This window comes from Paractinoplanes atraurantiacus, assembly GCF_900215205.1.
GTDB lineage: Bacteria > Actinomycetota > Actinomycetes > Mycobacteriales > Micromonosporaceae > Actinoplanes > Actinoplanes atraurantiacus.
Genome location: NZ_OBDY01000039.1, coordinates 34,354 through 60,189 on the forward strand (window position 1 = coordinate 34,354; position 25,836 = coordinate 60,189).

At 71.4% G+C, this 25,836-nt stretch carries 25 protein-coding genes; 12 read left to right on the forward strand and 13 right to left on the reverse strand.

The genetic code is table 11. The features are described from left to right. The first annotated feature begins 5 nt into the window (after positions 1-5). The 3 genes from CRP55_RS46565 (at position 6) to CRP55_RS46575 (ending at position 7,534) form a co-directional block, all read left to right on the forward strand. Complete coding sequence (locus tag CRP55_RS46565; protein WP_097328523.1) at positions 6-959, forward strand: Acg family FMN-binding oxidoreductase; 954 nt, start codon at positions 6-8, stop codon at positions 957-959. A 16-nt stretch (positions 960-975) separates the two neighbouring features. Next, positions 976-1,926, forward strand: a complete 951-nt coding sequence (locus tag CRP55_RS46570; protein ID WP_097328524.1) for an Acg family FMN-binding oxidoreductase — start codon at positions 976-978, stop codon at positions 1,924-1,926. A 181-nt stretch (positions 1,927-2,107) separates the two neighbouring features. After that, positions 2,108-7,534, forward strand: a complete 5,427-nt coding sequence (locus tag CRP55_RS46575) for an ATP-binding protein (RefSeq protein WP_097328525.1) — start codon at positions 2,108-2,110, stop codon at positions 7,532-7,534. Between the two features lie 36 nt (positions 7,535-7,570). On the opposite strand, the gene CRP55_RS46580 is transcribed toward CRP55_RS46575, so the two are convergent. The 3 genes from CRP55_RS46580 to CRP55_RS46590 are packed head-to-tail and all read right to left on the reverse strand — an operon-like array spanning position 7,571 to position 11,253. Beyond that, entirely contained in the window at positions 7,571-8,095 is a 525-nt protein-coding gene (locus CRP55_RS46580) for a hypothetical protein (protein ID WP_097328526.1), read from the reverse strand. A 48-nt stretch (positions 8,096-8,143) separates the two neighbouring features. Then, positions 8,144-9,541, reverse strand: a complete 1,398-nt coding sequence (locus CRP55_RS46585; protein WP_097328527.1) for a hypothetical protein — start codon at positions 9,539-9,541, stop codon at positions 8,144-8,146. Next, positions 9,538-11,253, reverse strand: coding sequence for a thiamine pyrophosphate-binding protein (locus CRP55_RS46590; RefSeq protein ID WP_179855651.1), 1,716 nt, complete (start codon positions 11,251-11,253; stop codon positions 9,538-9,540). Before CRP55_RS46590 ends, CRP55_RS46585 begins: the two co-directional genes overlap by 4 nt. Before the next feature lie 110 nt (positions 11,254-11,363). On the opposite strand from CRP55_RS46590, the gene CRP55_RS46595 reads away from it, so the two are divergent. Genes CRP55_RS46595 through CRP55_RS46605 form a run of 3 tightly spaced genes read left to right on the forward strand, consistent with a single transcriptional unit; the run spans position 11,364 to position 13,068 of the window. Next, a complete protein-coding gene (locus CRP55_RS46595; RefSeq protein ID WP_097328529.1) occupies positions 11,364-11,918 on the forward strand; it encodes an SMI1/KNR4 family protein in 555 nt (184 codons plus the stop codon). A 1-nt stretch (position 11,919) separates the two neighbouring features. Next, the gene (locus CRP55_RS46600) at positions 11,920-12,330 is read left to right on the forward strand and encodes a helix-turn-helix transcriptional regulator (protein WP_097328530.1); all 411 of its coding nucleotides are present in this window, start codon (positions 11,920-11,922) and stop codon (positions 12,328-12,330) included. 60 nt (positions 12,331-12,390) lie between these two features. After that, positions 12,391-13,068 (forward strand): hypothetical protein, encoded by a 678-nt coding sequence (locus CRP55_RS46605; protein WP_097328531.1) that lies wholly within the window; start codon positions 12,391-12,393, stop codon positions 13,066-13,068. On the opposite strand, the gene CRP55_RS46610 is transcribed toward CRP55_RS46605, so the two are convergent. Next, positions 12,994-13,410: an SRPBCC family protein gene (locus tag CRP55_RS46610; protein ID WP_245923803.1), complete on the reverse strand. Its 417-nt coding sequence runs from the start codon at positions 13,408-13,410 to the stop codon at positions 12,994-12,996. The genes CRP55_RS46605 and CRP55_RS46610 overlap by 75 nt on opposite strands. A gap of 56 nt (positions 13,411-13,466) precedes the next feature. Here CRP55_RS46610 and CRP55_RS46615 point away from each other — a divergent pair, with 56 nt between their 5' ends. Both CRP55_RS46615 and CRP55_RS46620 read left to right on the forward strand, forming a co-directional pair. Beyond that, positions 13,467-14,531, forward strand: coding sequence for a DUF6183 family protein (locus tag CRP55_RS46615; RefSeq protein WP_097328532.1), 1,065 nt, complete (start codon positions 13,467-13,469; stop codon positions 14,529-14,531). Positions 14,532-14,538: 7 nt separating this feature from the next. Beyond that, positions 14,539-15,300 carry a hypothetical protein gene (locus CRP55_RS46620; RefSeq protein ID WP_097328533.1) on the forward strand — a complete coding sequence of 254 codons (762 nt, stop codon included), beginning with the start codon at positions 14,539-14,541 and terminating at the stop codon, positions 15,298-15,300. A gap of 7 nt (positions 15,301-15,307) precedes the next feature. On the opposite strand, the gene CRP55_RS46625 is transcribed toward CRP55_RS46620, so the two are convergent. The 3 genes from CRP55_RS46625 to CRP55_RS46635 are packed head-to-tail and all read right to left on the reverse strand — an operon-like array spanning position 15,308 to position 18,905. Then, entirely contained in the window at positions 15,308-16,783 is a 1,476-nt protein-coding gene (locus tag CRP55_RS46625) for a sensor histidine kinase (RefSeq protein WP_245923805.1), read from the reverse strand. Next, positions 16,776-17,453 (reverse strand): response regulator transcription factor, encoded by a 678-nt coding sequence (locus CRP55_RS46630; RefSeq protein WP_097328534.1) that lies wholly within the window; start codon positions 17,451-17,453, stop codon positions 16,776-16,778. The genes CRP55_RS46625 and CRP55_RS46630 overlap by 8 nt, the downstream gene beginning before the upstream one ends. A gap of 45 nt (positions 17,454-17,498) precedes the next feature. Beyond that, on the reverse strand, positions 17,499-18,905 hold the full coding sequence (locus tag CRP55_RS46635; RefSeq protein WP_097328535.1) for an Nramp family divalent metal transporter: 1,407 nt from the start codon (positions 18,903-18,905) through the stop codon (positions 17,499-17,501). A 170-nt stretch (positions 18,906-19,075) separates the two neighbouring features. Between CRP55_RS46635 and CRP55_RS46640 the strand changes: the two genes are divergently transcribed. Beyond that, on the forward strand, positions 19,076-19,495 hold the full coding sequence (locus CRP55_RS46640) for a hypothetical protein (RefSeq protein WP_097328536.1): 420 nt from the start codon (positions 19,076-19,078) through the stop codon (positions 19,493-19,495). Here the strand turns inward: CRP55_RS46640 and CRP55_RS46645 are convergent. Further along, entirely contained in the window at positions 19,391-20,095 is a 705-nt protein-coding gene (locus CRP55_RS46645) for a thymidine kinase (protein ID WP_097328537.1), read from the reverse strand. The genes CRP55_RS46640 and CRP55_RS46645 overlap by 105 nt on opposite strands. A 141-nt stretch (positions 20,096-20,236) precedes the next feature. Here CRP55_RS46645 and CRP55_RS46650 point away from each other — a divergent pair, with 141 nt between their 5' ends. The 3 genes from CRP55_RS46650 to CRP55_RS46660 all read left to right on the forward strand — a co-directional run bounded on the left by CRP55_RS46650 (position 20,237) and on the right by CRP55_RS46660 (position 21,897). Continuing rightward, a complete protein-coding gene (locus tag CRP55_RS46650; protein WP_097328538.1) occupies positions 20,237-20,515 on the forward strand; it encodes a hypothetical protein in 279 nt (92 codons plus the stop codon). 429 nt (positions 20,516-20,944) lie between these two features. Next, positions 20,945-21,337, forward strand: a complete 393-nt coding sequence (locus CRP55_RS46655; RefSeq protein ID WP_245923807.1) for a DNA-binding protein — start codon at positions 20,945-20,947, stop codon at positions 21,335-21,337. 11 nt (positions 21,338-21,348) lie between these two features. After that, a complete protein-coding gene (locus tag CRP55_RS46660; protein ID WP_143235423.1) occupies positions 21,349-21,897 on the forward strand; it encodes a hypothetical protein in 549 nt (182 codons plus the stop codon). Here the strand turns inward: CRP55_RS46660 and CRP55_RS46665 are convergent. From CRP55_RS46665 to narH, 5 genes are read right to left on the reverse strand one after another with little or no spacing between them, the layout of a single operon-like run. Further along, complete coding sequence (locus tag CRP55_RS46665) at positions 21,894-22,394, reverse strand: hypothetical protein (RefSeq protein WP_097328541.1); 501 nt, start codon at positions 22,392-22,394, stop codon at positions 21,894-21,896. The genes CRP55_RS46660 and CRP55_RS46665 overlap by 4 nt on opposite strands. Positions 22,395-22,430: 36 nt before the next feature. Beyond that, positions 22,431-22,877, reverse strand: a complete 447-nt coding sequence (yiaA, locus tag CRP55_RS46670) for an inner membrane protein YiaA (protein ID WP_097328542.1) — start codon at positions 22,875-22,877, stop codon at positions 22,431-22,433. A gap of 48 nt (positions 22,878-22,925) precedes the next feature. Continuing rightward, positions 22,926-23,633 carry a respiratory nitrate reductase subunit gamma gene (narI, locus tag CRP55_RS46675; protein WP_097328543.1) on the reverse strand — a complete coding sequence of 236 codons (708 nt, stop codon included), beginning with the start codon at positions 23,631-23,633 and terminating at the stop codon, positions 22,926-22,928. Further along, a complete protein-coding gene (narJ, locus tag CRP55_RS46680) occupies positions 23,630-24,199 on the reverse strand; it encodes a nitrate reductase molybdenum cofactor assembly chaperone (RefSeq protein WP_097328544.1) in 570 nt (189 codons plus the stop codon). The genes narI and narJ overlap by 4 nt, the downstream gene beginning before the upstream one ends. Then, complete coding sequence (gene narH / locus CRP55_RS46685) at positions 24,196-25,836, reverse strand: nitrate reductase subunit beta (protein WP_097328545.1); 1,641 nt, start codon at positions 25,834-25,836, stop codon at positions 24,196-24,198. The genes narJ and narH overlap by 4 nt, the downstream gene beginning before the upstream one ends.

Consider the following 25,836-nt stretch of genomic DNA (forward strand, 5'->3'; position numbering starts at 1 on the left):
TTGTCATGACAACGCCGCTCGAGAAGGCCGCGCAGGCCGCACAGCACGCACCGTCCGTGTTCAACACCCAGCCCTGGTCGTGGCGGCTGATCGGCGACACGCTGGAGCTGCACGCCGACGCGGAGCGCAAGCTCGGCACGGTGGACCGCGACGGGCGGCTCCTGCTGCTCAGCTGCGGCGCGGCTTTGCACCACGCCCGGGTCGCCCTGGCCGCGGCCGGGTGGGCGGCCACGGTCGAGTATTTCCCGGGCGGGGACGCGCTGGCCCGGATCCGGATCGGTGAGGCCGTTCCGGCCGATCCGCGGGCCGAGCGCCTGGCCGCCGCGATCCCCCGCCGGCGCACCGACCGGCGGCCGTTCGGCGAGCGTGAGGTCACCGAGGCCGAGCTGACCGAGCTGCGGCGCGCGGTCGAGGCCGAGGGGGCCTATCTGCATCTCGTGCGGCCCGACCAGATCGCCCAGCTCGCCATCTCGGCCGAGCTGGCCGGGGACGCCGAGCTGAACGACCCGGAATACCGGGCCGAGCTCGACCGGTGGACCAGCCGGCCCGAGTTCACCGGTGACGGCGTGCCCACCTCGACCGCCGTCGAGGCGGGGCTGCGCCGGGTGCCGGTGCGCGACTTCGCACCGGGTGGCGGGGCCGGGCTGGCCGTCGGGGCCGAGCACGACCAGGGCGCCGCGTACGTGGTGCTGTTCGGCGACGACACCCGGCCGGTCGACCTGCTGCACGGCGGCGAGGCGCTGTCCGCCCTGCTGCTGCTGGCCACCGCCGACGGGATGGCCACGGCGCCGATCAGCGACGCCATCGAGGTCGAGTGGCCCCGGCAGCTCGTCGCCGGGCTGCTGGCCGGGGTCGGCGAGCCGTACCTGGTGGTCCGGCTGGGCTACCCGGCCGAGTCCGAGCCGCTGCCGCCGCGGCCACGCCGCGACGTCCGCGACGTCATCACGATCATCGAATAGACAGGGAGCTGAGACGGTGTCCGCCTACGACGAGACCGACCTGCGCCTGGCCGCGAAGGCCGGGATCCGGGCGCCCTCGATCGGCAACAGCCAGCCGTGGCTGTTCCGGCTCGACGGTGGCGCCATCGAGGTGCGCACCGATCCCACCCGGCGCCTGCACCACCTCGACCGCGACGGCTGGGCGGCCCGCCTGGCCTGCGGCGCCGCCACCTTCAACGCCCGCCTCGCGCTGGCCTGGGCCGGCCATCCGGCCGAGGTGCGGCTCGCGCCCGACCCGCATGACGCCGGGCTCATCGCCCGGCTCAGCCCCGGACCGCAACGGCCGCCGACGTACGCCGAGGCCGAGCTGCACGGTGCGATCGAGCGCCGCTACAGCAACCGGGGGCCGTTCTGGCCCGATCCGGTGCCGGCCGACGTGCGGGCCCGGCTGATCGCCGCCGCCCGCGAGGAGTCGGCCTGGCTCGACCTGCTGGTCGGCATGACCGCGATCGGGGCCTTCTCCGAGATCGCCCGGTCGGCCGACCGGGTGCTCCGGCGTGACGCGGCCTACCAGGCCGAGCAGGCCTCGTGGACCCATGTCGAGTCGGCCGCCGACGGCATCCCGGTCACCGCCGGCGCTCCCCTGGCCGAGCCGCAGGACCTGCTGCCGCAGCGGTTCTTCAACGACCGGCGGCGGGTGGCGGGCCGCGACTACGAGCCGGAGCCGCTGGTCGGCATCCTCGGCGTGGCCGGCGACCGGCCGGCCGATCAGATCCTGGCCGGTGAGGGGCTCCAGCGGGTGCTGCTGACCGCGACCGCGGCCGGGCTGGACACGTCGATGATCAGCCAGCCGATCGAGGTGCCGGCCGCGCGGGAGCAGTTGCGCCGCTCGCTGGGCCGTTACGGCTGGCCGCAGATCGTCATCCGCTTCGGCTACGGCTCCCCCGGCCATCCCACGCCACGCCGCGATGTGACGGAGGTGATCTAGGCCCGGGCGGTGACGTTCCACGGCATCTTTTGTGGGATCCTCACAAAGCATCTCGTCTGCCATGCACGATGCCATCATTGGTTACCCGCCGATAATCGGACAGGGTAGAGGCAGGTGCAGGCGGCGCTCCGGGACCCGGACGTCGCCTTCTGCGCGTAAGTGGTGCTGGGAGGCTCAACCGGTGTTCAGTCGTGTCGCAATCGTCAACCGCGGAGAGGCCGCCATGCGGCTCATCCACGCCGTCCGGGATCTGTCCGCCGAGACCGGCGCGCGCATCGAGACGGTCGCGCTCTACACCGACGCCGACCGGAACTCGACGTTCGTGCGCGAGGCCGACATCACGTACAACCTGGGCCCGGCCTCGGCCCGGCCCTATCTCGACCTGGCCGTCCTCGAGCGCGCCCTGCTCGCCACCAGGGCCGACGCGGCCTGGGTGGGCTGGGGTTTCGTGGCCGAGGACCCGGCCTTCGCCGAGCTGTGCGACAAGATCGGCGTCACCTTCGTCGGCCCGAGCGCCGAGGCCATGCGCAAGCTCGGCGACAAGATCGGCGCCAAGCTGATCGCCGAGGAGGTCGGCGTCCCGGTCGCTCCGTGGAGCCGCGGCGAGGTCGCGACCCTCGAGGACGCGCTGCGGGCCGGCGACGAGATCGGCTACCCGCTGATGCTCAAGGCCACCGCCGGTGGTGGCGGCCGCGGTATCCGCATGGTCGCCTCCGGGGCCGACCTGGCCGACGCCTACGAGCGGACCAGCCAGGAGGCCCTGCGCGCCTTCGGCTCCGGTGTCGTCTTCCTGGAGCGCCTGGTCACCGGCGCCCGCCACGTCGAGGTGCAGGTCATCGCCGACGGGCAGGGCACCGCCTGGGCCCTGGGCGTGCGCGACTGCTCCGTCCAGCGGCGCAACCAGAAGATCATCGAGGAGTCGGCCTCGCCCGTGCTCGGGCCCGAGCAGACCGCCGAGCTCAAGCGCAGCGCCGAGCGGCTCGCCGTCAAGGTCGGCTACCGCGGCGCCTGCACCGTCGAGTTCCTCTACCACCCGGGCGAGAAGCTGTTCGCCTTCCTCGAGGTCAACACCCGCCTGCAGGTCGAGCACCCGATCACCGAGATCACCACCGGCACCGACCTGGTCCGCCTCCAGCTGCACGTGGCCGGCGGCGGCCGCCTCGAGGGCCCGCAGCCGGCCGAGTCCGGTCACGCCGTCGAGGCCCGGCTCAACGCCGAGGACCCCGACCGCGACTTCGCCCCGGCGCCCGGCCGCATCGCCCGGCTCGCCCTGCCGGCCGGCCCGGGCATCCGGGTCGACACCGGTGTCAGCGAGGGCGACACCATCCCGGCCGACTTCGACTCGATGATTGCCAAGATCATTGCGTACGGGACGGACCGGGAGCAGGCGCTCGGCCGTCTGCGCCGTGCCATGGCCGAGACCACCGTCATCATCGAGGGCGGCGCCACCAACAAGAGCTTCGTGCTCGACCTGCTCGACCAGCCCGAGGTGATCGACGCGACCGCCGACACCGGCTGGATCGACCGCGTCCGGGCCCAGGGCCGCCTGGTCAGCCACCGCCACTCGGCCATCGCGCTGGCCGCGGCCGCCATCGAGGCGTACGAGGACGAGGAGGAGGTCAGCCGCCGGCGGCTGCTCGCCACCGCGCACGGCGGCCGCCCGCAGGTGCAGCACGACACCAGCCGCCCGCTCGACCTCAAGCTGCGCGGCACCTCCTACAAGGTCTCGGTGGCCCGGGTCGGCCAGCGCCGCTTCCGGGTCGGCGTCTCGGCCGGCGGCGACGTGCACACGGCCGACGTGGTGCTCGAGCGCTTCGACGAGCACAGCGGCCAGGCCCTGGTCAACGGCCGCCGCTTCCGGCTGGTCACCGCCACCCACGGCCCGATCCACCTGGTCGAGGTCGACGGCGTCACCCACCGGGTCAGCCGCGACGAGGGCGGCGTGGTCCGCTCCCCCGCCCCGGCCCTGGTCGTGGCCACCCCGCTCGCGGTCGGCGACGAGGTCGAGGCCGGCGCGCCCATCCTGGTCCTGGAAAGCATGAAGATGGAGACGGTGCTCCGGGCGCCGTTCCACGCCCGGGTGCGCGAGTGCCCCGTCTCGGTCGGCAGCCAGGTCGAGACCGGCGCGCCGCTCATGCGCCTGGAGCCGCTCGGCGACGGCGCCGAGGCCGAGGCGGCCGCCGGGGAGAGCGTCGAGATCGACCTGCCCGGCGAGCGAAAAGACGTGCCCGCGGCCGATCGCGCGCTGGAGCACCTGGCCGACCTGCGCAGCATGCTGCTCGGCTTCGACGTCGACCCGCAGAGCCGCAAGCGCGTGCTCGGCGGATATCTGGCGGCCCGGGCCGAGCTGGGCGGCCGCCCGTTGCCGGGCGAGCTCGACCTGCTCACCGTCTTCGCCGACCTGCTCGAGCTCAGCCGCAACAAGGGCGACGCCGACGTCGAGCCGGGCAACCCGGTGCACAGCCCCCGCGAGTACTTCCACAGCTACCTGCAGAGCCTCGACGCCGAGCGGGCCGGTCTGACCGACGGCTTCACGGCGAAGCTCGAAGCCGTGCTGGCCCATTACGGCGTGAGCGGTCTCGACCGTACGCCCGAATTGGAATCCGCCGTTTTCCGCGTCTTCCTGGCCCAGCAGCGCGTGTCGGCCGAAGCGGCCGTCGTGTCCGAGCTGCTGCGCCAGTGGCTGGCCGGATCACCGCCGGCCGAGCCCCTGGCCGAGCAGGCCGGCCTCGTGCTCGAGCACGTCGTCTCGGCCACCCAGGTCCGCTTCCCGGCCGTCTCCGACCTGGCCCGCGGCGTGGTGTTCCGCTGGTTCGCCCAGCCGCTGCTGCGCCGCAACCGGGCCCGCGTCTACGCCGAGGTCCGCGACGACCTGCGCCACCTCGACGCCAACCCGCAGGCGCCCGACCGGGCCGAGCGGATCCAGTCGATGGTGGCCAGCTCCGAGCCCCTGGTCCGGCTCATCGGGCAGCGCATCGGCCGGCCCGGCCGCGACCACGCTCCGCTGCTGGAGGTGCTGACCCGCCGCTACTACAGCAACCGGGCCCTCACCGAGTTCACCGCCCACGACGCCGACAGCGTCCGGTTCGTCACCACCGAGCACACCGGCCCGCGCGGCGTGACCCGGGTGGTCGCCACCGCCGTCGACATCAGCGCCCTGCCGGCCGCCCTTGAAGCGATCAAGGATGCCCAGGTCGCCGACATCTACGTGAAGTGGGAGGACCAGCCCGACGCGGACGCCATCGCGGCGCAGCTCGCGGAGACGCTCTCCCCGCGGACGCTGAACGGACGCCGAGTCACGATCACCGTGGCCGGCAGCAGCGGCGTCATGCACCACCACTTCACGTTCCGCCCCGACGAGGACGGCAAGCTGGTCGAAGACCGGCTGATCCGCGGCCTGCACCCGCAGATCGCCCAGCGCCTGCAGCTGCAGCGCCTGCGCGAGTTCCACCTCACCCGGCTGCCCTCGGCCGACGAGGAGATCTACCTGTTCAAGGCGGTCGCCCGCAGCAACCCGGCCGACGAGCGGCTCATCGCCATGGGCCAGGTCCGCGACCTGACCCCGCTGCGCGAGGCCGACGGCCGGCTGGTGGCGCTGCCCGCCGTCGAGGACGCGATCACCGCCGGCCTCGACGCCATCCGCAACATCCAGGCCCAGCGCCCGCAGAACAAGCGGTTCGACACCAACCGCATCTTCTTCTACATCTGGCCGACCACCGAGCTGTCCGCCGACGAGCTGAACGCCCTGGTCCAGCGCATCCTGCCGACCACGGTCGGCGCCGGCCTGGAGGAGGTCGAGTTCCTGGCCCGCCAGCGCACGTCGAGCGGCGAGCTCACCGAGGTCTCGGTGCGGATCACCCTGGAAGCGGGCGGAGCGAAGCTGCAGGTCGGCGAGCCGACCACCGACGTGGTGCAGCCCCTCGACGACTACCGGCAGAAGGTGCTGCGGGCGGCCCGCCGCGGCAACACGTACCCGTACGAGCTGACCGGCATGCTCGGTGAGTTCACCGAGTACGACCTGGTCGACAACGAGCTGCAACCGGTCGAGCGGCCCAAGGGCCGCAACACCGCGGCCATCGTCGCCGGCGTGGTCACCACCAAGACCGAGCGCTACCCCGAGGGCGTCACCCGCGTCCTGCTGCTCGGCGACCCGACCAAGTCGCTCGGCTCGCTCGCCGAGCCCGAGTCGGCCCGGGTCATCGCCGCCCTCGACCTGGCCGAGCGGATGCGGGTGCCGCTAGAGTGGTACGCCCTGTCGGCCGGCGCCAAGATCTCGATGAGCTCCGGCACCGAGAACATGGACTGGGTCGCCGCCGCCCTCAAGCGGATCGTCACCTTCACCCAGGCCGGCGGCGAGATCAACATCGTGATCGCGGGCATCACGGTCGGCGCCCAGCCGTACTGGAACGCCGAGGCCACCATGCTCATGCACACCAAGGGCGTGCTGGTCATGACCCCCGACTCGGCCATGGTGCTCACCGGCAAGCAGTCGCTCGACTTCTCCGGCGGCGTGTCGGCCGAGGACAACTTCGGCATCGGCGGCTACGACCGGGTGATGGGCCCCAACGGCCAGGCGCAATATTGGGCGCCCGACCTGGCCGGCGCCCGCGACGTGCTCATGGCCCACTACGACCACACGTACGTCCTGCCCGGCGAGACCGCGCCGCGGCGCGCGACCACCTCGGACCCGTCCGACCGTGACGTCTCCGCGTTCCCGCACACGTTCGCCGGCAGCGACTTCACCACCGTCGGCGAGATCTTCTCGGCCCAGCACAACCCGGACCGCAAGAAGCCCTTCGACATCCGTACGGTGATGCGCGCGCTCGCCGACCAGGACCACACCGTCCTGGAGCGCTGGGCCGGCATGGCCGACGCCGACACGTCGGTCGTGCAGGACGTCCACATCGGCGGGTGGCCGGTCTGCCTGGTCGGCATCGAGTCGCGGTCGGTGCCGCGCCGCGGCTTCCCGCCCACCGACGGCCCGGACACATACACGGCCGGCACGCTGTTCCCGCGTTCGTCGAAGAAGACGGCCCGCGCCATCAACGCCGCCTCCGGCAACCGGCCCCTCGTGGTGCTGGCCAACCTGTCCGGCTTCGACGGCTCACCCGAGTCGATGCGCAAACTCCAATTGGAGTACGGCGCGGAGATCGGCCGGGCCATCGTCAACTTCGAGGGCCCGATCGTCTTCTGCGTCATCTCCCGCTACCACGGCGGTGCGTTCGTGGTCTTCTCGAAGGCCCTGAACCCGAACATGACGGTGCTCGCGCTGGAGGGCTCGTTCGCCTCGGTGCTCGGCGGGGCCCCGGCGGCCGCCGTCGTCTTCTCGGGCGAGGTCAACAACCGCACGGCGACCGACCCGCGCGTGGTCGACCTCCAGGCCCGGGTGTCCGGCGCGACCGGCGCCGAGCGGGCGGCGCTGAACTCGCGGCTGGCCGAGCTTCAGGCGTCGGTCCGGGCCGAGAAGGTGGGCGAGGTGGCGGCCGAGTTCGACCGCGTCCACAGCATCCAGCGGGCGGTCGAGGTCGGCTCGGTGGACGCCATCATCAGCACGGCCGAGCTGCGGCCGCGCATCATCGAGGCCATCGAGCACGGCCTCAAGCGCTGAGCTTTCCGGGGGGCCTTCGCGGGCCCCCCGGGAAGGTCAGGCCTGCGGCGGCCAGACGCGGCCGGCTTGCGCCTGGGCCACGCGACGCCGCGTACGCCAAGGGAAGTAAGCCGCGAGAAGACCGGCCAGCACAAGCACCGCGCCCGCGATGATGACGCGCGGCGAGTTGAAGAAGTTGGTCGACCGGTTCGTGATGCCGTCGTCGGTGACGAACTGCTCCGGGTGGGCCGGGTCGTACTTGATCTGCAGGGCCGGGTGGGTGGCCGGGTCGCAGTCCTTGGCGTCGGAGCAGGCGATGCGCGACTCGTACTGCTTGTCGCCGATCCAGTAGCGCAGCAGCGCCTGGGCCTGCCCGACCAGCGACGCCTCCTCGTAGTCGAGCAGCACGGCGTTGGTCTCCGTGCCCTTGCTCTGCAGGCGATCGGCCTGGGCCGCGTCCGCGCGCTTGACGACGATGCCGCCGATCAGCAGCACCAGGCCGGCCGCGACCAGGACCCCGGCGGTCACGTAGACGAGCACCTTGCCGCGCGTGTTCGGGTGCGAGGGGTCACCGCTGGACATCGTCGATCCTCCTGGTTCGTGGGGGTGAGCGGGATGACTGTATCGACCTCAGCTGTGCGGCTTGAGCCAGCGGGCCGTCGCGCGCGCGATCTCGGGCATGACCGGGTCGTTCGCGATCTCGCCGAGCAGCCGGCGATGCCCGTCGGTGCCAATGCCATACGTGACGCCGTGCAGCACATGGCCGTCGCGCTGCCGCGCCAGAATGAGACGCCACTGCTGCTCGGTGAAGCTTCCGCCGCAGTGCGGCATGGCCCAGGCGGCGGCGCGGCGCACGGCGAGGTCATGGCCCGGACCGGTCAGAAGATCGAGGAGCAGGGGCCGGTGTACGCCGGTACCGAGCATCGTCATGGTCTGCAGCGCCCGGGTCGGGTCGCCGCCGCCGCGCCGGGCGAGGTCGCGACGGCAGCCGTCGAGCAGCACCCCGGCCACCGGTTCCCGGAACGGCGTCTGCGCGATGGTCATGGCCGCGAAGACCCTCCGGTCGACCGCCGGGCCGTCCAGGGCCGTGCTGACCAGGGCCGCGAGCACCGGGTCGTGCTCGCCGGAGGTCACCTCGTCCGCCACCCGTCGTCCTTCGGCGGTGACTGTCTCTTCCACTTCCCGGGTGTACGCACGATGGGCGGCCCCCAGCAGACGCCCGGCCTCGCCGGTCGCGCCCGTGTGTCCCAGCAGCCGGGACAGCTGTTCCCACTGCTCGCCTTGGAAATGCCCGTTCTCGATTTTCCGTACGGCCGCGAGCAGCGCACCCTGATGATGGCGGTCGCTGTCCGGCGCCTCGAGCTGCTTGAGGACGTACGCGTTGGCGACCGGATCCGCCGACACGTCCAACAGGGACAGTGGCTCGATCACGGCGGGCCGCCGCGGATCCTCGACGAGGTCGATGCAGGCCTCGATGAGGTGCGGGCCGGCCGCCGGATGTTCCAGCAGGCGGCTGGCCGCCTCCTGCCGTTGCAGCCATCCGGTGCCCTCGCTGAGGGTCAGGTCGGCCAGCAGCTTCTCGCCGATCCCCCGCCACAGGCCGGGCGGATGCAGCACCAGCCCCGGCCGTTCGCCGACGAGGTCGGTGAGCTCACCCCACTGCGTGCCGGTGAGCGGGTGGCGGGACCGGGCGAGGTCGAGCAGTTCGTGCAGGGCCCGGTCGCCGGACGGGCTTCGGCCCGGCGGAGGCCGCCCGGCGTCGGGCAGCGTCCGGTAGAGGGCGTCGCGCACGGTGACCAGCGACTCCGGTTCGAGCCCGAGCAGGTGTTCATACCGCCGGACGACATCGCGGCCGGCGGGCAGATCACCGTTCTCCCATCGCGTGACATGCGAGGGCGCCAGCCGGGGACGGCCGTCGGTCCGGTACGCCTCGGCGAACACCCGCCCGCTGCGCAGCTCACCGCCGGCCCCGAGCCGCCGGTTGGCCCGAAGCAGCCACCCCACATAGTCGGCCCCGGTCAGCGTCACCGCTCTCCCCGCCCACCCACAAAACGCCGATGGCGTGGCGTCACACCGGGCGCGGTACGTATCTCCACCACCGCCGCCCCGGGCCGAAGCGCTTCCCCCGCCAGGGCAGCGACCCAGCCGTCCCCCGCACCTTCGCCCCGCGCGCCCGCATCCCGCGCGCCCTCGCCCCGCGCGCCCTCGCCCCCCGCGCCCTCGCCTCGCGCGCCGTCGTCCTGCGCGCCCTCGCCTCGCGCGCCGTCGTCCTGCGCGCCCTCATTGAGGAGGAACACGGTCAGGTCGAGGCCGGCCATTTCTCCCGGATGGGCCACATCGCCGTCGAAGACCACCACCTTGCGCCCGGGTGAGGCGATGGCCGCGCCGACCGCGAAGGGCAGGGCGCGGCCGGCCCCGCCCGGCGGCTCCCCGGCGGCGAAGAAGCGGCCGTCGCGCGGGCGGCCGATGAGCGCGCAGACGAACGCCGCGCACCGGCCGCCGCCGACCACCACGACGGCGTCGGCCGGAATGAGCGCGTCGATCGTGGCCAAGGCGCGCCTCGGGTCGACCAAGCCGGCGGGTATCGGCGGTGCGAAGTTCAGCAGGTCCTCCCGCCAGCACTCGGCGGCCGTTCCCACCGGCGCGAACCAGGGCGCTCGCCGGGACACCGCACCGCACAGCAGGCCGAGGATCTCCGCCATGTCGCCGTCGCCGTCGTCCACCAGCATCGTCCGCGGCGCCACCGGCGCTCCGGAAACCGGCCCCGCTCCGGAAATCAACGACGCTCCCGACATCGGCCGCTCTCCCGACATCGGCCGCTCTCCCGACATCGGCCGCTCTCCCGACATCGGCCGCTCTCCGGAAATCGGCCGCTCTCCGGAAATCGGCCGCTCTCCGGAAACCGGCCGCGCTCGCGGGTTCGGTGGCGCTCCCCGAAGTGACCGCAGCCGCGAGTCCGGTCTCGTGCGGCCGAAGGACAGGACCAGGTCGGCCGCGCGCAGCACCCGCTCGGCGGCCGGGTGGGCCAGGTCGCCGGCCAGGCCGAGGTCCTGGGCGTGGCCGTCGAACAGGCCCTTCGCGGCCAGCGTGGTGGCCAGGGCTGCTCCTGTGCGCTCCGCTAAATCCCGTACCAAATCGGCAGTGCCTGTTGCCTGAATGCCCCGGCCGGCCAGGAGCACGGGCCGCTCGGAGCGTGCCAGCGCCGCCGTCAACCGGCGGGCCACCGCCGCGTCGTCGCCCACGGCCAGGCCGATGCGGGGCCGGGGCGCCGGAAGCTTGACCGCGCCCACCCGCACCGGCGACGTCAGCAGTTCCGCGTCGACGCCCACCACGACCGGGCGCAACCGGTCGGCCGCGAGGCTCAGCGCGTCGGCCAGCACCGCCGCCGGGTCCTCGCCGGGCCACATGCGGCGGTACGCGGTCACGTCGTGCTCCTCGGCCGCCGCGATCAGCACGACCGCCGACCGGTCGCGCGCGGCCACCCGCAGCGACGACACCACCTCGCTGAGCCCCAGCCCGTGCGGCACCGAGCAGATGCCGGGCCGTCCGGACGCCCACGCGTAGCCCTCGGCCATCGCCACCGCGTCGCTCTCGTGGTGGGCCGCCACGACCTCGACGCCGTGCTCGCGCAGGGCGAGCAGCAGGGCCGCGTTGTCGTCACCCATCAGCCCGAAGACGTGGGTGCGGCCACTGGAGAGGATCGCCTCGGCGAAGGCCTGCGCGTGGGTGGAACCGGCCATCGATCTCCCTCGGATCTCCGCAGCCCACCGGCCGGGTCGAAGGCTGAAGGATAGCCGAGGACGCCGCGCCCGGACGAAGCCGAAAGCGGCGATCATGTATCGTCCGGCCCGTGGGCGACGCTCTCGAAAGGCTTGTCGCGGCGGGATCGGAGGGCCTGGCGCCCCTCGTTTCGCCGCCGGTCCCGCTGTACGACCGCAAGAACGGCTTCTACGCCTTCGACTCGGCCCTGCTGGTCCGCCCGGTGTCCGTGCCCGCCGGCCCGATCCTGGACGTGGCGGCCTGGAACTCGCGCGCCTTGTGGGGCGCGGTCTACGGCGACGTGCTCGACGGTGTCACGTTCTTCGCCGAGGACGTGTTCGGCGGCCAGTTCGGCTTCCGCGGCGACGAGGTCGTCTCGTTCAACCCGGAGACCGGCGAGGTCGAGCACATGGCCTCCTCTCTGGAGGGCTGGGCCACCGAGATCATCGACGACTGCTCGGTGATGACCGGCCATGCCCTGGCCCGGGAGTGGCAGCTGCAGCACCGCCCCCTGGCCCCGGCCGAGCGCCTCATCCCCGTGGTCCCCTTCGTGCTGGGCGGCGAGTACGCGGCCGGCAACCTGCGCCCGGTCGCCGACGTCGAGGCGATGCGCGTCTACGGCGACCTGTACAAGGTGACTTCCTGAAATGTCCCGCCGGCATCTGATCGTCGCCGCGATCCTGGCCGGCTGTTTCGTCTGGACCATGATCGTCGTCGGCTTGTCGTTCGCGATGGTCGAGCGCGGAACCGGCCAGTGGTGGGTGATCCCGCTTTTCGGCGCGGTCATGCCGGTGGTGGCGCTTGTGGCCGTACGCCGGGTCCCCGCCCCACCCCCTCCCGAGCCGGCGGCGGCGAAACCCACCGAGCCGCTCAGCGCCCGGGAACTGGAGGTGCTGCGCCACCTGGCCGCCGGCCACTCGAACAGCGAGATCGCCAAGGCCCTGTTCCTCGCCCCCGGAACGGTGAAGGCGCACCTCAACCACATCTTCCGCAAGCTCGGCGCGACCAGCCGCCTGCAGGCCGTCGCCCACGCCCGCGAGGCCGGACTGCTGGATTAAACCCGGTCTAGGCCTTTCGGCAGACGATTTCCGCGGCCGCACACCCCTAGCGTCCGCCGCATGAAACCGAAGTTCGCCCTGGCCGCCCTGTTCCTCGTCGTGGTCGAAGGCCTGTCGCTGAAAGAGTTCCTGCCCCTCCCGCTCGCGGTGCTGATCGCCGCCGCCTGGGCCGCCGGCATCTGTTTCGCCGCTCACCGCGCGAGCCGCCGCCCGAGGTTGAGCCTGTGGCTGGAGGAGGGCCTGGTCGCCTTCGGCTGCCTCACCATGGCCCTGCTGGCGTTCGGCGGCGCCATCGGCCTGCTCATGCTCGGCACCGCCCTGGACAGCTCTTCGATCACCGGCGAGACCATGGTGACGATGTTCCTGCCCAGCATCCCGATCGCGATAGCGGCCAACGTCCCCACCGAGCTCTTCGTCATCCCGGGCCTGCTCATCCTGGCCTGGCGCCCCGGTCCTCGCCGGGTGCTGGTGGTCGCGGCGGCCGCACTCTATTTCGTACACCGAATCTGGACCTATCTGGTGTTCGCCCCCGACCGCCTCGATTTCGCCGCCGCCGAGCGCTCCACGACGCCCCTCTCCCCCGCCGAGAGGACCGAGTTCGCGCAGGCCCTGCACGTCGACGACCCGCGCTGGATCCTGAACGTGCTCATCTTCGCGGCCCTGCTAGGGGCGGCGTTCTGCTCGCGCTTTGATGTGGGCCGCGCGTTCGATCAAAAGCCTTCTGAGGTACGGGGTTAGCACCACCGCCATCGGCGCGCGAAACGACATGCGGTCGGTCATGCGCGTACGCCCGTCTCCCAGCTCTTCGAAAAGATGCTCGTGGCGCATCTCCCGGAACGGCCCACGGGTCTGCTCGTCGACGAACCGCCAGGGCCGCTCATATACGGTGACGCGACTGGTCATCCGCCACCACAGCCCGAAATGCCGGGCCCGGAACGTCACCTCGTCCCCCAGCCCGAGCCGGCGCTGCCCACCGGCCGTCGCGGCCGTCTCCCGGCTGCCGGCCAGCGACGCGGAGTGCACGTCCATGTCGAGCTCCAGGTCGAACACGGTGGTCGCCGCGGCACCGATCACAGTCACGACCTCGATCATCACCTTAGTATTCACGCTCCGCTTCCAACCGCTGAGAGGACGGCATGAACGAGGATCCGCGGGCGATCGCCACCCGGCTCACCGAGCTGGACGACGTGACCGGCGTGTGGGCCGTCGCCGGCCGTCGCCTCGAGGCCGGCGACGCCGCCTTCGTGGCCGGCCTCGGCATCGCCATGTGGCAGCGCCACGGCCAGGACGCGAACCCGCCGTGGCAGTATCGCAGCGCCTTCGACCACGTGCTCCGGCTGCTGGCGCTGGCGCCGGGCCGGATCGACGAGGCCCTGCGCCTGATGGCGGTGACGATCGACCGGCGCCGAGCCCGGTATGCGGCCTCCCTGCTCGCCTCCGCCCACTCCGCCGACGAGCTGACGCAGGTGTTCCGCGGCCCCGCCTCGGACGAGCTGCGCGCCTGCGTCCGGCAGGAGTCGATACTGCGGTCGGCCGAAATAGGGCACCCGTGGAACGCCCCCTGGCATCCCCTGGCCTGGCTGCCTCCGGCCTTGACGCCGTTGGAGGGCCGGCCCGGCCTCCCCTCCTACCACGTGAACGGCGGCAGCCGCGACACGCCCGGACTGGCCGTCACCCCGGCCCGCCGGAGCGGCACCGCGCAGCCCGCCCGCGCGACGACGACTGAGGCGGAGTCCACCGCCATCGGCACGGCGGTCGCGAACTGGGCCGAGGGCTCGAACGGCCGCATCGAGGCGCGAACCTTCGCTCTGGACGCTGAACTCCCGCCGGACGCGCTCCCCGCCACCCTGGTGAGCCTCGGTCTGAAGAGCTACCACAAGCCGAAGAGCAGTCCCGGCCCGTGCTCGGCCACCCAGGCGTGGCAGCAGCTGTTCCTCGCGGCCTCGGGCGGCGGCGCCTACAACGACGGCGACTACGGGGCGTACGGCCGCCTCTTCGCCTGGCAGTCGGTCGCCGCCCTCGTCGGTGCCCCTCCCGAGACACCGGCGTCCGAGGTGGAGGCCATGGCCCTCGCGAGCAGTTGGCACTGGTTCGCCGGCACCACCAAGTGGTTCGACGATGTCGCCTGGGACATCGGGCTGGCCGTCGTCTCCCCCGACCGGCGGCGCCTGGCCGTCCTGGCCGCCACCGACACCGACTGAGGCGCCGATGTCCCGACTGACCTGGATCAACTTCTGGCCGCCGGCCGGCTTCACGGACCGACCGTGGCTCGAGCACCCCGACGAGGACGCGCTGGTGCGCAGCAGCCGGAGTGTGTGCGAGCTCTACACCGAAGCCGTGGCGCCGGCCGGCCTCCAGGCCCGGCATTCCGAGCTGCGCCTGTTCTGCCAGCACGCCGACGACCTTCTTCTGGAGGTCGACACCGATCGTGGCGAGGGCTTCGAATGTGCGCGGGCCGAGCTACCACCGGGCATCGCCGAACTGCCCGCGCCCACCCGCGCCGCGCTGGCGCTGGAGCTGGTCCACGCGGCCGCGTCCAGGCTGGCCCGCGAACGCGGCTGGGACCAGACCGTCCTGGACGCCGCCCGGCAGCACGCCCTCGACAACGGCCTGCGCTTCCGCTGGCAGGGCCCGCCGAAGACCAGCCCCGACCGCAAACTGACGGCCCACCCGCTCTTCGTCCTCCACGACGACGGCTTCGCCCGGGCCACCATCCAGATCCGCCGCCGCGCCGACGGCCACCCGCTGGCCACCTCCGAACCGGCCCCGACGAACCTGAGCACGTCGCCCGCTTTCGCCCGCAGCGCCCGCACGCTGCGCTGGCACGGCAGCCGAAAAGTCACCAGCGACCTGCTCACCATCAGCCTGGACGACTCACCACCCCCGAGCGAGCCGGCTCCCGACGCGCCCGCCGAAGCACCGGACCTGCCCACCATCGTGGCCCTTCGCCGGAGCAACCGCCGCGACTGACCGCCCGCTATTCGGTGTCGTGATGCGGGGGCAGCTCGGCCACGAGGCGGGCGCCGACAGTGGAGTCGGCCACCCGCAGGGTGCCGCCGTGGCGTACGGCGATGTCTCGCGCGATGGCCAGGCCCAGGCCGGCGCCGCCGTGGCTTCGGTCGCGGGCCTCGTCGGCTCGGGCGAACCGTTCGAAGACGCGTTCCCGCTCCGCGGGTGGGATGCCCGGGCCGTCGTCGTGGACCTCCACTCGTATCAGGGCCGGCTCCGTTTTCGTGACTGTCACGCTGATCTGGTCGCGGGCGTAGCGGGCCGCGTTGTCCAGCAGGTTGGCCAGCAGCCTGGTCAGCTCGTCCTCGCGGCCCATCACCAGCGCGGGCTCCCACGCCACCACCATGAACCGCCGGTCCGGCGGCACCCGGTAGGCCCTCTCCTCGGCCAGCTCCCGCGCGATCGCGGCCACGTCGACCGGCTTGCCGGCGGACGGCGTGGCCCGTTCGAGGCGGGCCAGCAGCAGCAGGTCGTCGGTGAGCCGCTGAAGCCGCCGGGTCATCGCGTGCAGGCCGTGCAGGTCGGCGGCGCCACCGTCGGCGAGCGCGACCTCGACCGCGCTGCGCAGACCGGCGAGCGGGCTGCGCAGCTCGTGCGCGGCGTCGGCGACGAACCGGCGCTGCCGGTCGGCGGCGCCGGCGAGCCGGTCCAGGGTCTCGTTCATGGTGACGGCCAGCCGCGCGATCTCGTCGCCGGTGCGCGGCTGTGGCACCCGGCTGCTCATGTCGGCGGCGGTGATGCGGGCCAGCTCGGCCCGCATCCGTTCCACCGGGCGCAGCGCACGCCCGGCGGCCCACCAGGCGACCGCGGCCACCATCAGGACGGCGGCGGGCAGACCCGGGATCAGCCACTGGTCGACGGCGTTCACGGCGTTCTCCGCGGGCAGCGGCGACGCGAGCACGTACACGGTCGCCGTCACATGCCCCGCTTCGCCGATATTTCGCGCCGCCAAGGTCACCTCACGGCCGTCGAGCCGGCGTCCCTCGTCGTTGGCCGGGGTGGGGAGCACGACGCGGATCTGGCCGGTCCATCCCTCCGTCATCAGCGGCGGTATCGGAGGAAAGACAAGACCGCTTTCCCGTACGTAATATGCGAGCCGTTCCTGTGCCAGCAGTACCCGGCCGTTGCCGTCGACCACCGCGTAGGACTCGGTGTAGTAGGGGAATTGGAGTCCGGCGCCGCGGACGTCGAGTCCCTTCTCCACCCGCTGCCGGGCCAGCGCGCCCACATCCGCGCTGAGCCTCGCCTCGGGGGTGTCGTAGGTCGCCGCGATGCCGCGGGCCTGCATCTGCGCGGTTTCCAGTGACGCTTTCATCCGGTTGGCGTAGATCTCGTGGCGCAGCCAGAGCGCCCCGCCGCCGAAGCACAGCGCGGCCGCCACCGCCGCCGCGACCGCCGCCCGGACCCGGACCGAGGCCGCTCGGGGGAACCGGAGCCTAGGCACGGGCGTCCACCAGCCGGTAGCCCTCACCGCGGACGGTCTCGATGCTGCGCACACCGAACGGCACGTCGACGACGCGGCGCAGCGCGGCGACGTACACCTCAATGATGTTGAGATCGCCGTCGTAGGCCGCGTCCCACACCTCGTCCACGATGTCCGCCTTGCTGACCGCCGTCCCGGCCCGGCGGGCCAGGCAGGCCAGCACCGCGAACTGCTTGGCGGTGAGCCGGATCGGCGTGGTCCCCCGCGAACAGCGGCGCTGCGCCTGATCCACGACGAGATCCCCGACGGTCAGCAGCGCCGGCCGGGCGGCCCGACCGCGGCGAAGCAAGGCCCGCACGCGGGCGAGCAGCACTACGTAGGAGAAGGGCTTCGTCAGATAATCGTCCGCCCCGGTGTCGAGAGCCTCGGCCTCGTCGTATTCGCCGTCCTTGGCCGTGAGCACCAGCACGGGCGTGTCGACTCGCGACTCGCGCAGCCGGGCACACACCTGGAACCCGTTCATCCGGGGCAGCATCAGGTCGAGGATCACGGCCTGATAGCCGTGCGTCATGGCGAACTCGAGCCCCGTGCCGCCGTCATGGGCCACATCGACGTCGTAGCCTTCGGCGAGAAGCCCACGACGAAGCGTCTCGGCCAACTCCCGCTCGTCCTCAACAATCAGTAACCGCACCGGGCCATCGTGCCAGCCCGCACCTCCGGGTCCCTGAAACAGATTTCAGAGTTTCTGCAGCTGGGTGACGACCATGGCGATGGCGAAGAAGCCGTAGAAGCCGATGGCGGCCAGCATGCCGCCGAGGCGCCAGCCGCGCATGCGGATCGCCGGGGGCAGATCGCGGACGTTCAGGCGGACCAGCAGGATCGAGTAGAGCAGGGTGACCACCGACGCGGCGCAGGTGGAGACGATCAGCAGGCCCAGGGGCTGGGTGAAGCCGGCCAGCAGGATCGCCGAGCCCAGGGTGATCTCGGCCCAGACGACCGTCAGGTAGATCCGGGGTTCCGTCCAGCGCGCGGATCCGGTCAGGTAGTTGCGGCGCAGGAAGTCCGACGCCACGCGGCCGATGATGTCGAGCAGGCCCATCGCGGCGGCCCACAGGGAGACCGCGGCCACGGCCAGGAACAGCAGTTTGAGCCAGCCGCCGACCTGGTCGGCCAGGATGCCGGCCTCGATGCGCAGGAACGACGTGTCGTTCTTGAGGTCGTCGCGGCCGAACAGGGTCTCGTACGCGAGAAGGCTCATGATGCTGATCGTCACGAAACACACCGCGACGAACGTGACCAGATGTTCGGTGTTGGCCCTCTTCCACCAGACGCGCCAGCGGCTCAGGTTCTCCTCGTCGGCCGGGAAGAGATAGCGGTCGGCGCCGGCGGCCTCCTCGCGGCCGGTGATCGGGGAGACGAGCCGGGGGACGTGGGCACCCATGCCGTAGCGCTTGTCGCGGATCCAATTGCTGAGGACCAGATTGTGTACGCCGCCGGCGCCGGCCGCCCCGATCGCGCTCAGGATGAGGGTGAAGGTGATGCCGTCGGGGATCTGCCCGAACTCGGTGACGGTCGCCTTGGCGGCGTCGCCCCACGTGGTCAGGGAGATGACGAAGACGACCACGACGAGCAGGAAGAACAGGGTGAGGGCGACCTTGAGGGTCTCGACCCGCTCGACAGTGGTGTAGACGACCTTGGACAGGGTGAGCAGCAGGCCGACGGCGACCAGGGTGACGATGGTGATCCAGACCGGGTCGCCCCAGCCGGCGAGGTAGGTGAAGACGGTGGAGCCGCTGGTCGCCCAGCCGGGCCACACGTACTGGAAGGCCCCGGCCAGGCAGATGATGATGCCCCAGCCCTTCCACCAGCGGGAGAAGCCGGCCACGACGGTCTGGCCGGTGGCCAGGGTGTAGCGCTCGATCTCCATGTTGATGACGAATTGGACGGCGAGCGTGCAGAAGGCCAGCCAGAGCAGGCCGAGACCGCCGATCGCGGTCAGGTAGGGCCACAGGATGATCTCGCCGGCGGCCATGCCGATGCCGACGGCGATGACACCGGGGCCGATCATCCGGCGCAGCGGGAGCGGCTCGGGCAGGGAGACCGTCTGTATGGCCGGGTCGGAGGTGGCGCGCGATCGAGGCATGTCGAACTCCGAGGGGTATGTACGAACCGGTACGTTAGTTATCCGGTGTGACCGCCACCACTGTCAAGCGCTGCCCGCCGCCCTCTCTAACGGCTGAAAGTCGGACCGGCCTCTCGACGTACGGGGCCGAAGCTCGCGAACCTGGTCGAACCGACAGTCAGGAGACCCACGTGAAGCGCTGGACCTGCGCCGTCATGGCCGTCGCCCTCGCCGGAGGATGCAGCGCCCCCGCCACCTCGGCGCCGCCGGCCGCCCGCAGCGGGATGGGATCCGTCAGCGTCCCCGATCCGTGCACCCTGCTCAGCCGCGACGACGTGACGGAGCTGACCCATCGCGACGTGACCCAGATCGACCACGGCGACGGTTACTGCCAGTGGCAGCAGGAGGACGGTCAGCTGGCGGTCTTCGTGAGCCGCACCGATCCGGCCGAGTTCCACAGCACGGTCGACGGGATCGGCGACGGCGCGTGCTGGAGCTCCGGGCATCTATACGTGCTCTACGGAACCCTGCAGATCGACGTCTACTCGCGGGGCGGGGACGACCTCCCGGACGCCAAGCGGGTCGCCGAGACCGTCATCACCCGGCTGTGAGACCGGATTGAGCGCGTACGGCTGCCCCGCCCGATGATGACGCCGGCACAGCACGACATAGCCCACCTCGGCATCGGCGTCGGTGTTGCCCACCACCACCGTGTCCCCGTCGCGCACCATCACCCCGCCGGTCACGCGGGCGTTCATCCGCGCCGGCTGCCCGCACCAGCACATCGGGTACACCTGGAGCGCCTCGACGATGTCGGCCAGCACCACCAGCCGCGCCGACCCCGGGAACTGCTCCCCGCGGAAGTCCGACAACAACCCGAACGTGAACACGTCGATGTCGTGGTCGTCCACCAGCGCCGCCAGCTGGTCGACCTGCTCCGGCGACAGGAACTGGGCCTCGTCCACGATCACGTGATCGACCCGGGCCCCGTTGTACGACAGCACGCGGTGCACCAGGTCGGTGTCCGCCTCGAACTCGATGGCGTCCGCCTCGAGCCCGATCCGCGACGACACGATGCCCGCGCCGGCCCGGTCGAGCCGGGTCAGCAGCATGCCCGTACGCCCGCAGGCCGCGTAGGTGTGCCGATATTGCAGCACCATCGTGCTCTTGCCGCTGTTCATCGCCGCATATCGGTAGTGCAGCTGGGCCACCCGTGCTGCCGCCTCTCGTTTCCGTGCAAACCCGAGAAGACTAACGGCAGTCCGCCCGGCCGCGATCATCGCGCCGCCTCGCACGCCGGGAAGGTCCCATGAAGTACGGTTTTCTCGGCCGACCCGCTACGGTTGGTGACTATGGCTACGTACTCCGGCCCCGCCCGGCTCACTCTCGTCGACGGCACCCAGGTGTCCGGCATGGCCTCGCTGAGCACCAACCAGCGCGGCGGCCTCGACAGCTGGGGCGGAACCTTCCGCCCGGACCAGGTCTCCGACGAGATCCGCAACGCCGGCGACGGCCTTTCCCTGGAGCTGCCGTACGACCAGACAGGCTCCGTCTCGGTAACCGGCGTCCGCAAGCTGCTGGCCACCCAGATCCTGGTCTCCCTCACCGGAAGCGGCCCGGCCCCGTTCTGATCATTCCGGGCAGTGGGGGTCGGCCTTCTTGGCCCGGTGCACGTTGATGGTGTGCAGCGGGTCACCGGCGCCCGGGGGGAGGCCGGCGGTATTCCACGGCCCGCGTGTCGCGCGCTTTGAACGGAACGTCACTGAGCCGGGACACTCTGGAACTGTTCATTGAGGCCTTCCGAATCGGCGACGACGACGCGGAGAAGCTACGGCGTCCAGTTGCACGAATTCCACGTCTGGGCCATCGGCCTGCGGCTCCCACGCCCGCTGAACCGGCTCGAGTCGACCACGGCTGGTGGGTGGAATGGGTGGACTACCGCGAGGATCTCGACGAGATAGTTCTCCGCGAGGCGGTGACGCCGGACAGTGACAACATCGTGCACCCGCCCCTTAAACATTTTGTTGACAACAGTTTGTTGAAGTGGTCGGATGGGTGGCATGACGCAGGCAAGTACTGAGTTCGCCGCCCTGAACCGCATCGCGGAGCGGCACGCCGCCACCGACGAGCAGCGGCGCCGGGCCGTGCATCCCACCGCTGTCGAGCCGCACGAGGCCGTACGGCTGGCGGCCGGCCTGGCCCTGGGGACCATCGAGGCCGACCTCGGCGAGCCCGACCTGGACGACGACGACCTCCTCGCGGCGCTGGCGCTGATCGCGCAGGTGCGGGCCGACGTGGACCAGCTGGAACTCGGGCTGCTGGACGCCGCCCGCGGGCGCGAGCTGACCTGGCAGGGCATCGCCCAGGGCATGGGCCTCAACAGCGCCCAGGCCGCCAAGCAGCGCCGCGACCGCCTGGCCGAGCGGTCACCGCAAGGGTTCGACGGCCGCTAAGATGCCCGTCGATGACGGGGAAACAGAAACGTGTGGTGTGGGTCTGCTCGGCTCTGCTGGGTGGGTTCGCCGTGGTGAGTGCCGTGATGGTTCTCGACGCGGTGCCGGCCTGGCGGCATTACGGGCCGGCCGCCGATTCCTATCTGCGCCTCTACACGGGGTACGACCGCGAGCATGCCGAGTCGCTGACCTCCTCGGTGCGCACCGGGCTCGGCTATCAGACCGGGCTGGCCGTCGTGGCGGCGCTCGCCACGGCCGGGCTGGCCGTCGTGGTTCACCTGCGGCGCCGGTGGGTGCGGGCCACGGTCTGGTGCACGCTGGGCGCGCTCGGCATGGGACTGCTGTTCAGCTTCACCGCCGGTGAGGCGACCCGTGAGGCGAGCGAGCTGCTCCCACCGTGGTATCCGGGGCTCACGGCGGCGCTCAGCGCGGTTCTTCTCGCCACGGCGGTCGTCGTCGTGGTGTTGATGTCGAAGGTGGAGGATTTCCACGAGCCGGATCCGCGCGAGCCGGATCCGCGCTGGGAGTCCTTCGTGCGCCGGCAGGCCGAGAGGCCCTAACGGCTGTCCTTGCGGGCCTGCTTGCGGGCGACCTTGGCCCGGGTCGAGGCGTGCCGCTTGCGCAGGTCGGGGGTGTCGGGGCGGTTGTCGACGCGCTGCGGGCGAGGTTTCTTTCCGCGTGCGGGGCGCGGCTTGGCCCGGGCGGCGGCCTTGGCTTCGGCCCTGGCTTCGGCCTCGCGTTCACGGCGAAGGGCCTCCGCCGCCTCGTGGGCCAGGGCGGCCAGCCGGGCGCTGACCTGTGACAGCAGCTCCTCGAAGACCTCGGCCTTGGCGCGGCGGCGGGCATTGCGGTCGTACGCCTTGCCGCGGCCGCCGGTCTCGGGGACGCGTTCGGCGGCGCGGCGGCGGTAGTTCTTCACCTGTTTGTTGCGGGCCCGGCGGACCCGGCCGTGCAGCTCGATGAGCGCGTCCTCGTCGAGCTTCTTCAGGCGTTTCGGGCCGGCCTCGCGGACCAGCGCCGACTCCGCCTCGGTCAGGGTGCCCAGGATCGCGTCCATGAGGTCAGAGCCTGGACCTCAAAAGCCACGACGTCTTCATGCGCTGCGGGTGAGATGATCCGGAGGCACGTACGAGGGGCGGTACTGCAGGGCGTCGCGCACGTTCTTCTGCACCGCGACCGACGCGAACAGCGCCATCGCGAACGACAGCCCGTAGAAGCCCTTCTCGCTGAGCGCCATGCCGCTGTTGACCAGGCCGACGGCCAGCATGATGACCGAAGCGCCGACGACAGCCCAGGCCAGGCCGAGGTAAAGGGCGGTGACCGGCAGCCCTTCGGCCTTGTCGCGCACCGATTTCTGCAGGGAGATGGCCGCGAACAGGCCGAGGACCAGGACGGCCGCGTAGAAGCCCTTCTCGCTGCGGATCATCGAGGCGTTCCACAGGCCGACCGCGTACGAGATGACGCCGAGGAACAGTGCCGCCCACGACGCGCCGACGAAGGCGGCGGTGGGCTTGCCGGGCGAAGCGGGTGCGATTGTCATGGCAAGCAGCCTTCCGGAGCGCCGCCGCCGGCGGATGAGTACGGGTACCTAAAGCGCCCGGTCCCATCCGCGCCGGGCCGGCACCGCGTCGCGGCTGCGATAGACGATGTACGGGCGGGTGAGGTAGCCCAGCGGCGCCGAGAAGACGTGCACGAGCCGGCTGAACGGCCAGAAGGCGAACAGCGCGAACGCCGCCAGCGCGTGCAATTTGAAGCCGATCGGGGCCTGCGCCATGAGGTCGCTGTCGGGCTGGAAGTAGAAGATCGAACGGAACCAGGGTGACACGGTCAGCCGGTAGTCGTGGGGCTCGCTGGTCAGGTTGCCGATCACCGTGGTGCCGAGGCCGAGGCAGATGGTGCCGATCAACAGCACGTACATCACTTTGTCGTTGACCGTCGTGGCCGAGAAGACCGGTCCGGTCGTACGCCGGCGGTAGATCAGGATCGCCGCGCCGAAGAGCGTGCAGAAGCCGGCCACGGTGCCGAGGGCCACGGCCACGAAGTGGTACGCGGCTTCCGAGATGCCAACATAGGAAGTCCAGGACTCCGGGATGAGCAGGCCGCCGATGTGGCCGAGGGCGACCAGCAGGATCCCGAAATGGAACAGCGGGCTGCCGATGCGCAGCAGCCGCCGCTCGTAGAGCTGCGACGAGCGGGTGGTCCAGCCGAACTTGTCGTACCGGTACCGCCAGATGTGCCCGAGGACGAAGACCGTCAGGCAGATGTACGGGACGACGACGAAGAGCAGCGTGTTCATCGGTAGGTGCCCACCTTCTCCTCCGGCGGCCCCTGTGCGGCCAGCTTGGCGACCTCGGACATCGAGCGCAGCGGCGGCAGGGTCGCCGACACCGACTCGAGGACGTCCGCCCACGGGGATCGCATGTCGTGCAGGGCCAGGCGCAGCAGCTCGAGCCCGGCCCGGTGGTCGTTCAGAACGGCAAGGCCGCGGGCGGGCATCGCGGCGGCGTACTCGAGCACGACCGCCAGGTGGTCCGACAGCTCGTCGTCACCCAGGATCAGCCCGTCCGCCGCGTACGTCTGCTTCAGTTTCAGCAGCGCCATCCCCCGGTTCCGGGTGTCCCCGTACGCGTAATAGGTGAGGTAGAGGCAGCACCGCTTGCGCTGGTCGAAAGTCGCGACGTAGTCGGCGGCCAGCTGGGTCGGCGGCGTGTTGCGTGCGTGCTCGATGAAACGCAGCAACGGCGCGCCCGCCGCGGTCTCCAGAGTGGACGCGGCCTGGGTCAGGAGATCCAAGCGTTCCAGCAGTACGGGATCCGGGTAGCCCAGCAGCAGCGACTGCGCCTGCCACGCGCGCGCGTTCACTGGTCCTCCCTCCGCGGCGGGAAGAGCCCGTCCGGCCTGCCGCGCCCGTCCCAGTTGAGCAGGTTGACCCGCCCGGACAGGGAGTCGGAGGTCTGCCGGTCCTTGAGCATCTGGAAGTTCTCCACCGCGATCGGCTGCGGCCCGCCCGACGACTCGCCGAACGGCCCCGAGCCACCCATGCCCGGCCCGCCCTCGTAGTCCAGGCTGCACGACGTGGCCAGCTCTTCGAGTGAATGTGCCTGTTCCGCGTGGGCCGGCGGGATCACGTACCGCTCGTCGTACTTGGCGAGCGCCAGCAACCGGTACATGTCGTAGATCTGCTCGCCGGTCATCCCCACCGCAGCCGGGATGCTGTCGTCCGCATCGCGTCCCATGTTGAGGTCACGCATGTACGACCGCATCGCCGCCAGCTTGCGCAGCACCGCGTCCACCGGCGCCGGATCGCCGGCGGTGAACAGCTGGGCCAGGTAGTCGACCGGGATGCGCAGCGCCTCGATGGCCGCGAACAGGTTGCCCCGGTCCTCGGCGTCGTAGCCGGTGTCGCGCACGACGTCGACCACCGGCGACAGCGGCGGGATGTACCAGACCATCGGCATGGTGCGGTATTCCGGGTGCAGCGGCAGCGCCACCTTGTATTTGTTGATGAGGGCGTAGACCGGTGACCGCTGCGCCGCCTCGATCCAGTCCCGCGGGATGCCGGCCCGCTCGGCTTCCGCGGCCACCGCGGGGTCCGCGGGATCGAGGAACACCTTGCGCTGGGCCTCGTACAGGTCGTGGTCGCCGGTCACGGACGCCGCCGCGAGGACGGCGTCGGCGTCGTACAGCATCAAACCGATGTAGCGCAGGCGTCCCACGCAGGTCTCCGAGCACACGGTCGGGATGCCGACCTCGATGCGCGGGAAGCAGAACGTGCACTTCTCCGCCTTGCCCGTGCGGTGGTTGAAGTAGACCTTCTTGTACGGGCAGCCGGACACGCACATCCGCCAGCCGCGGCAGCGGTCCTGGTCGACCAGCACGATGCCGTCCTCGGCCCGCTTGTAGATGGCCCCGGACGGGCAGGAGGCGGCGCACGACGGGTTGAGGCAGTGCTCGCAGATCCGCGGCAGATAGAACATGAAGGTCTGCTCGAACTCGAACTTCACCTTGTCGGCGATGCCCTTGAGGAGCACGTCCTTGTCGCCGTGGTCGATCGACCCGCCCAGGTCGTCGTCCCAGTTGGCCGACCACTGGACCTTCATGTCCTTCCCGGTCAGCAGCGACTTGGGCCGCGCGACCGGCGTGTGCTCCTGCAACGGTGCGTTCGTGAGCGTCTCGTAGTCGTACGTCCAAGGCTCGTAATAGTCCTGGATCGCCGGGAGCTTGGGGTTGGCGAAGATGGTCAGCAGCTTCTTGAAACGCCCGCCGCCCTTGAGTTTGAGCTTGCCGCGGCGGTTGAGCTCCCAGCCGCCGCGCCACGTCTCCTGATCCTCGTAGCGGCGCGGATAGCCCTGCCCGGGCCGGGTCTCGACGTTGTTGAACCAGACGTACTCCACGCCGCTGCGGTTGGTCCACGCCTGCTTGCAGGTGACCGAGCAGGTGTGGCAGCCGATGCACTTGTCGAGGTTCATCACCATCGCCATCTGGGCCATCACGCGCAT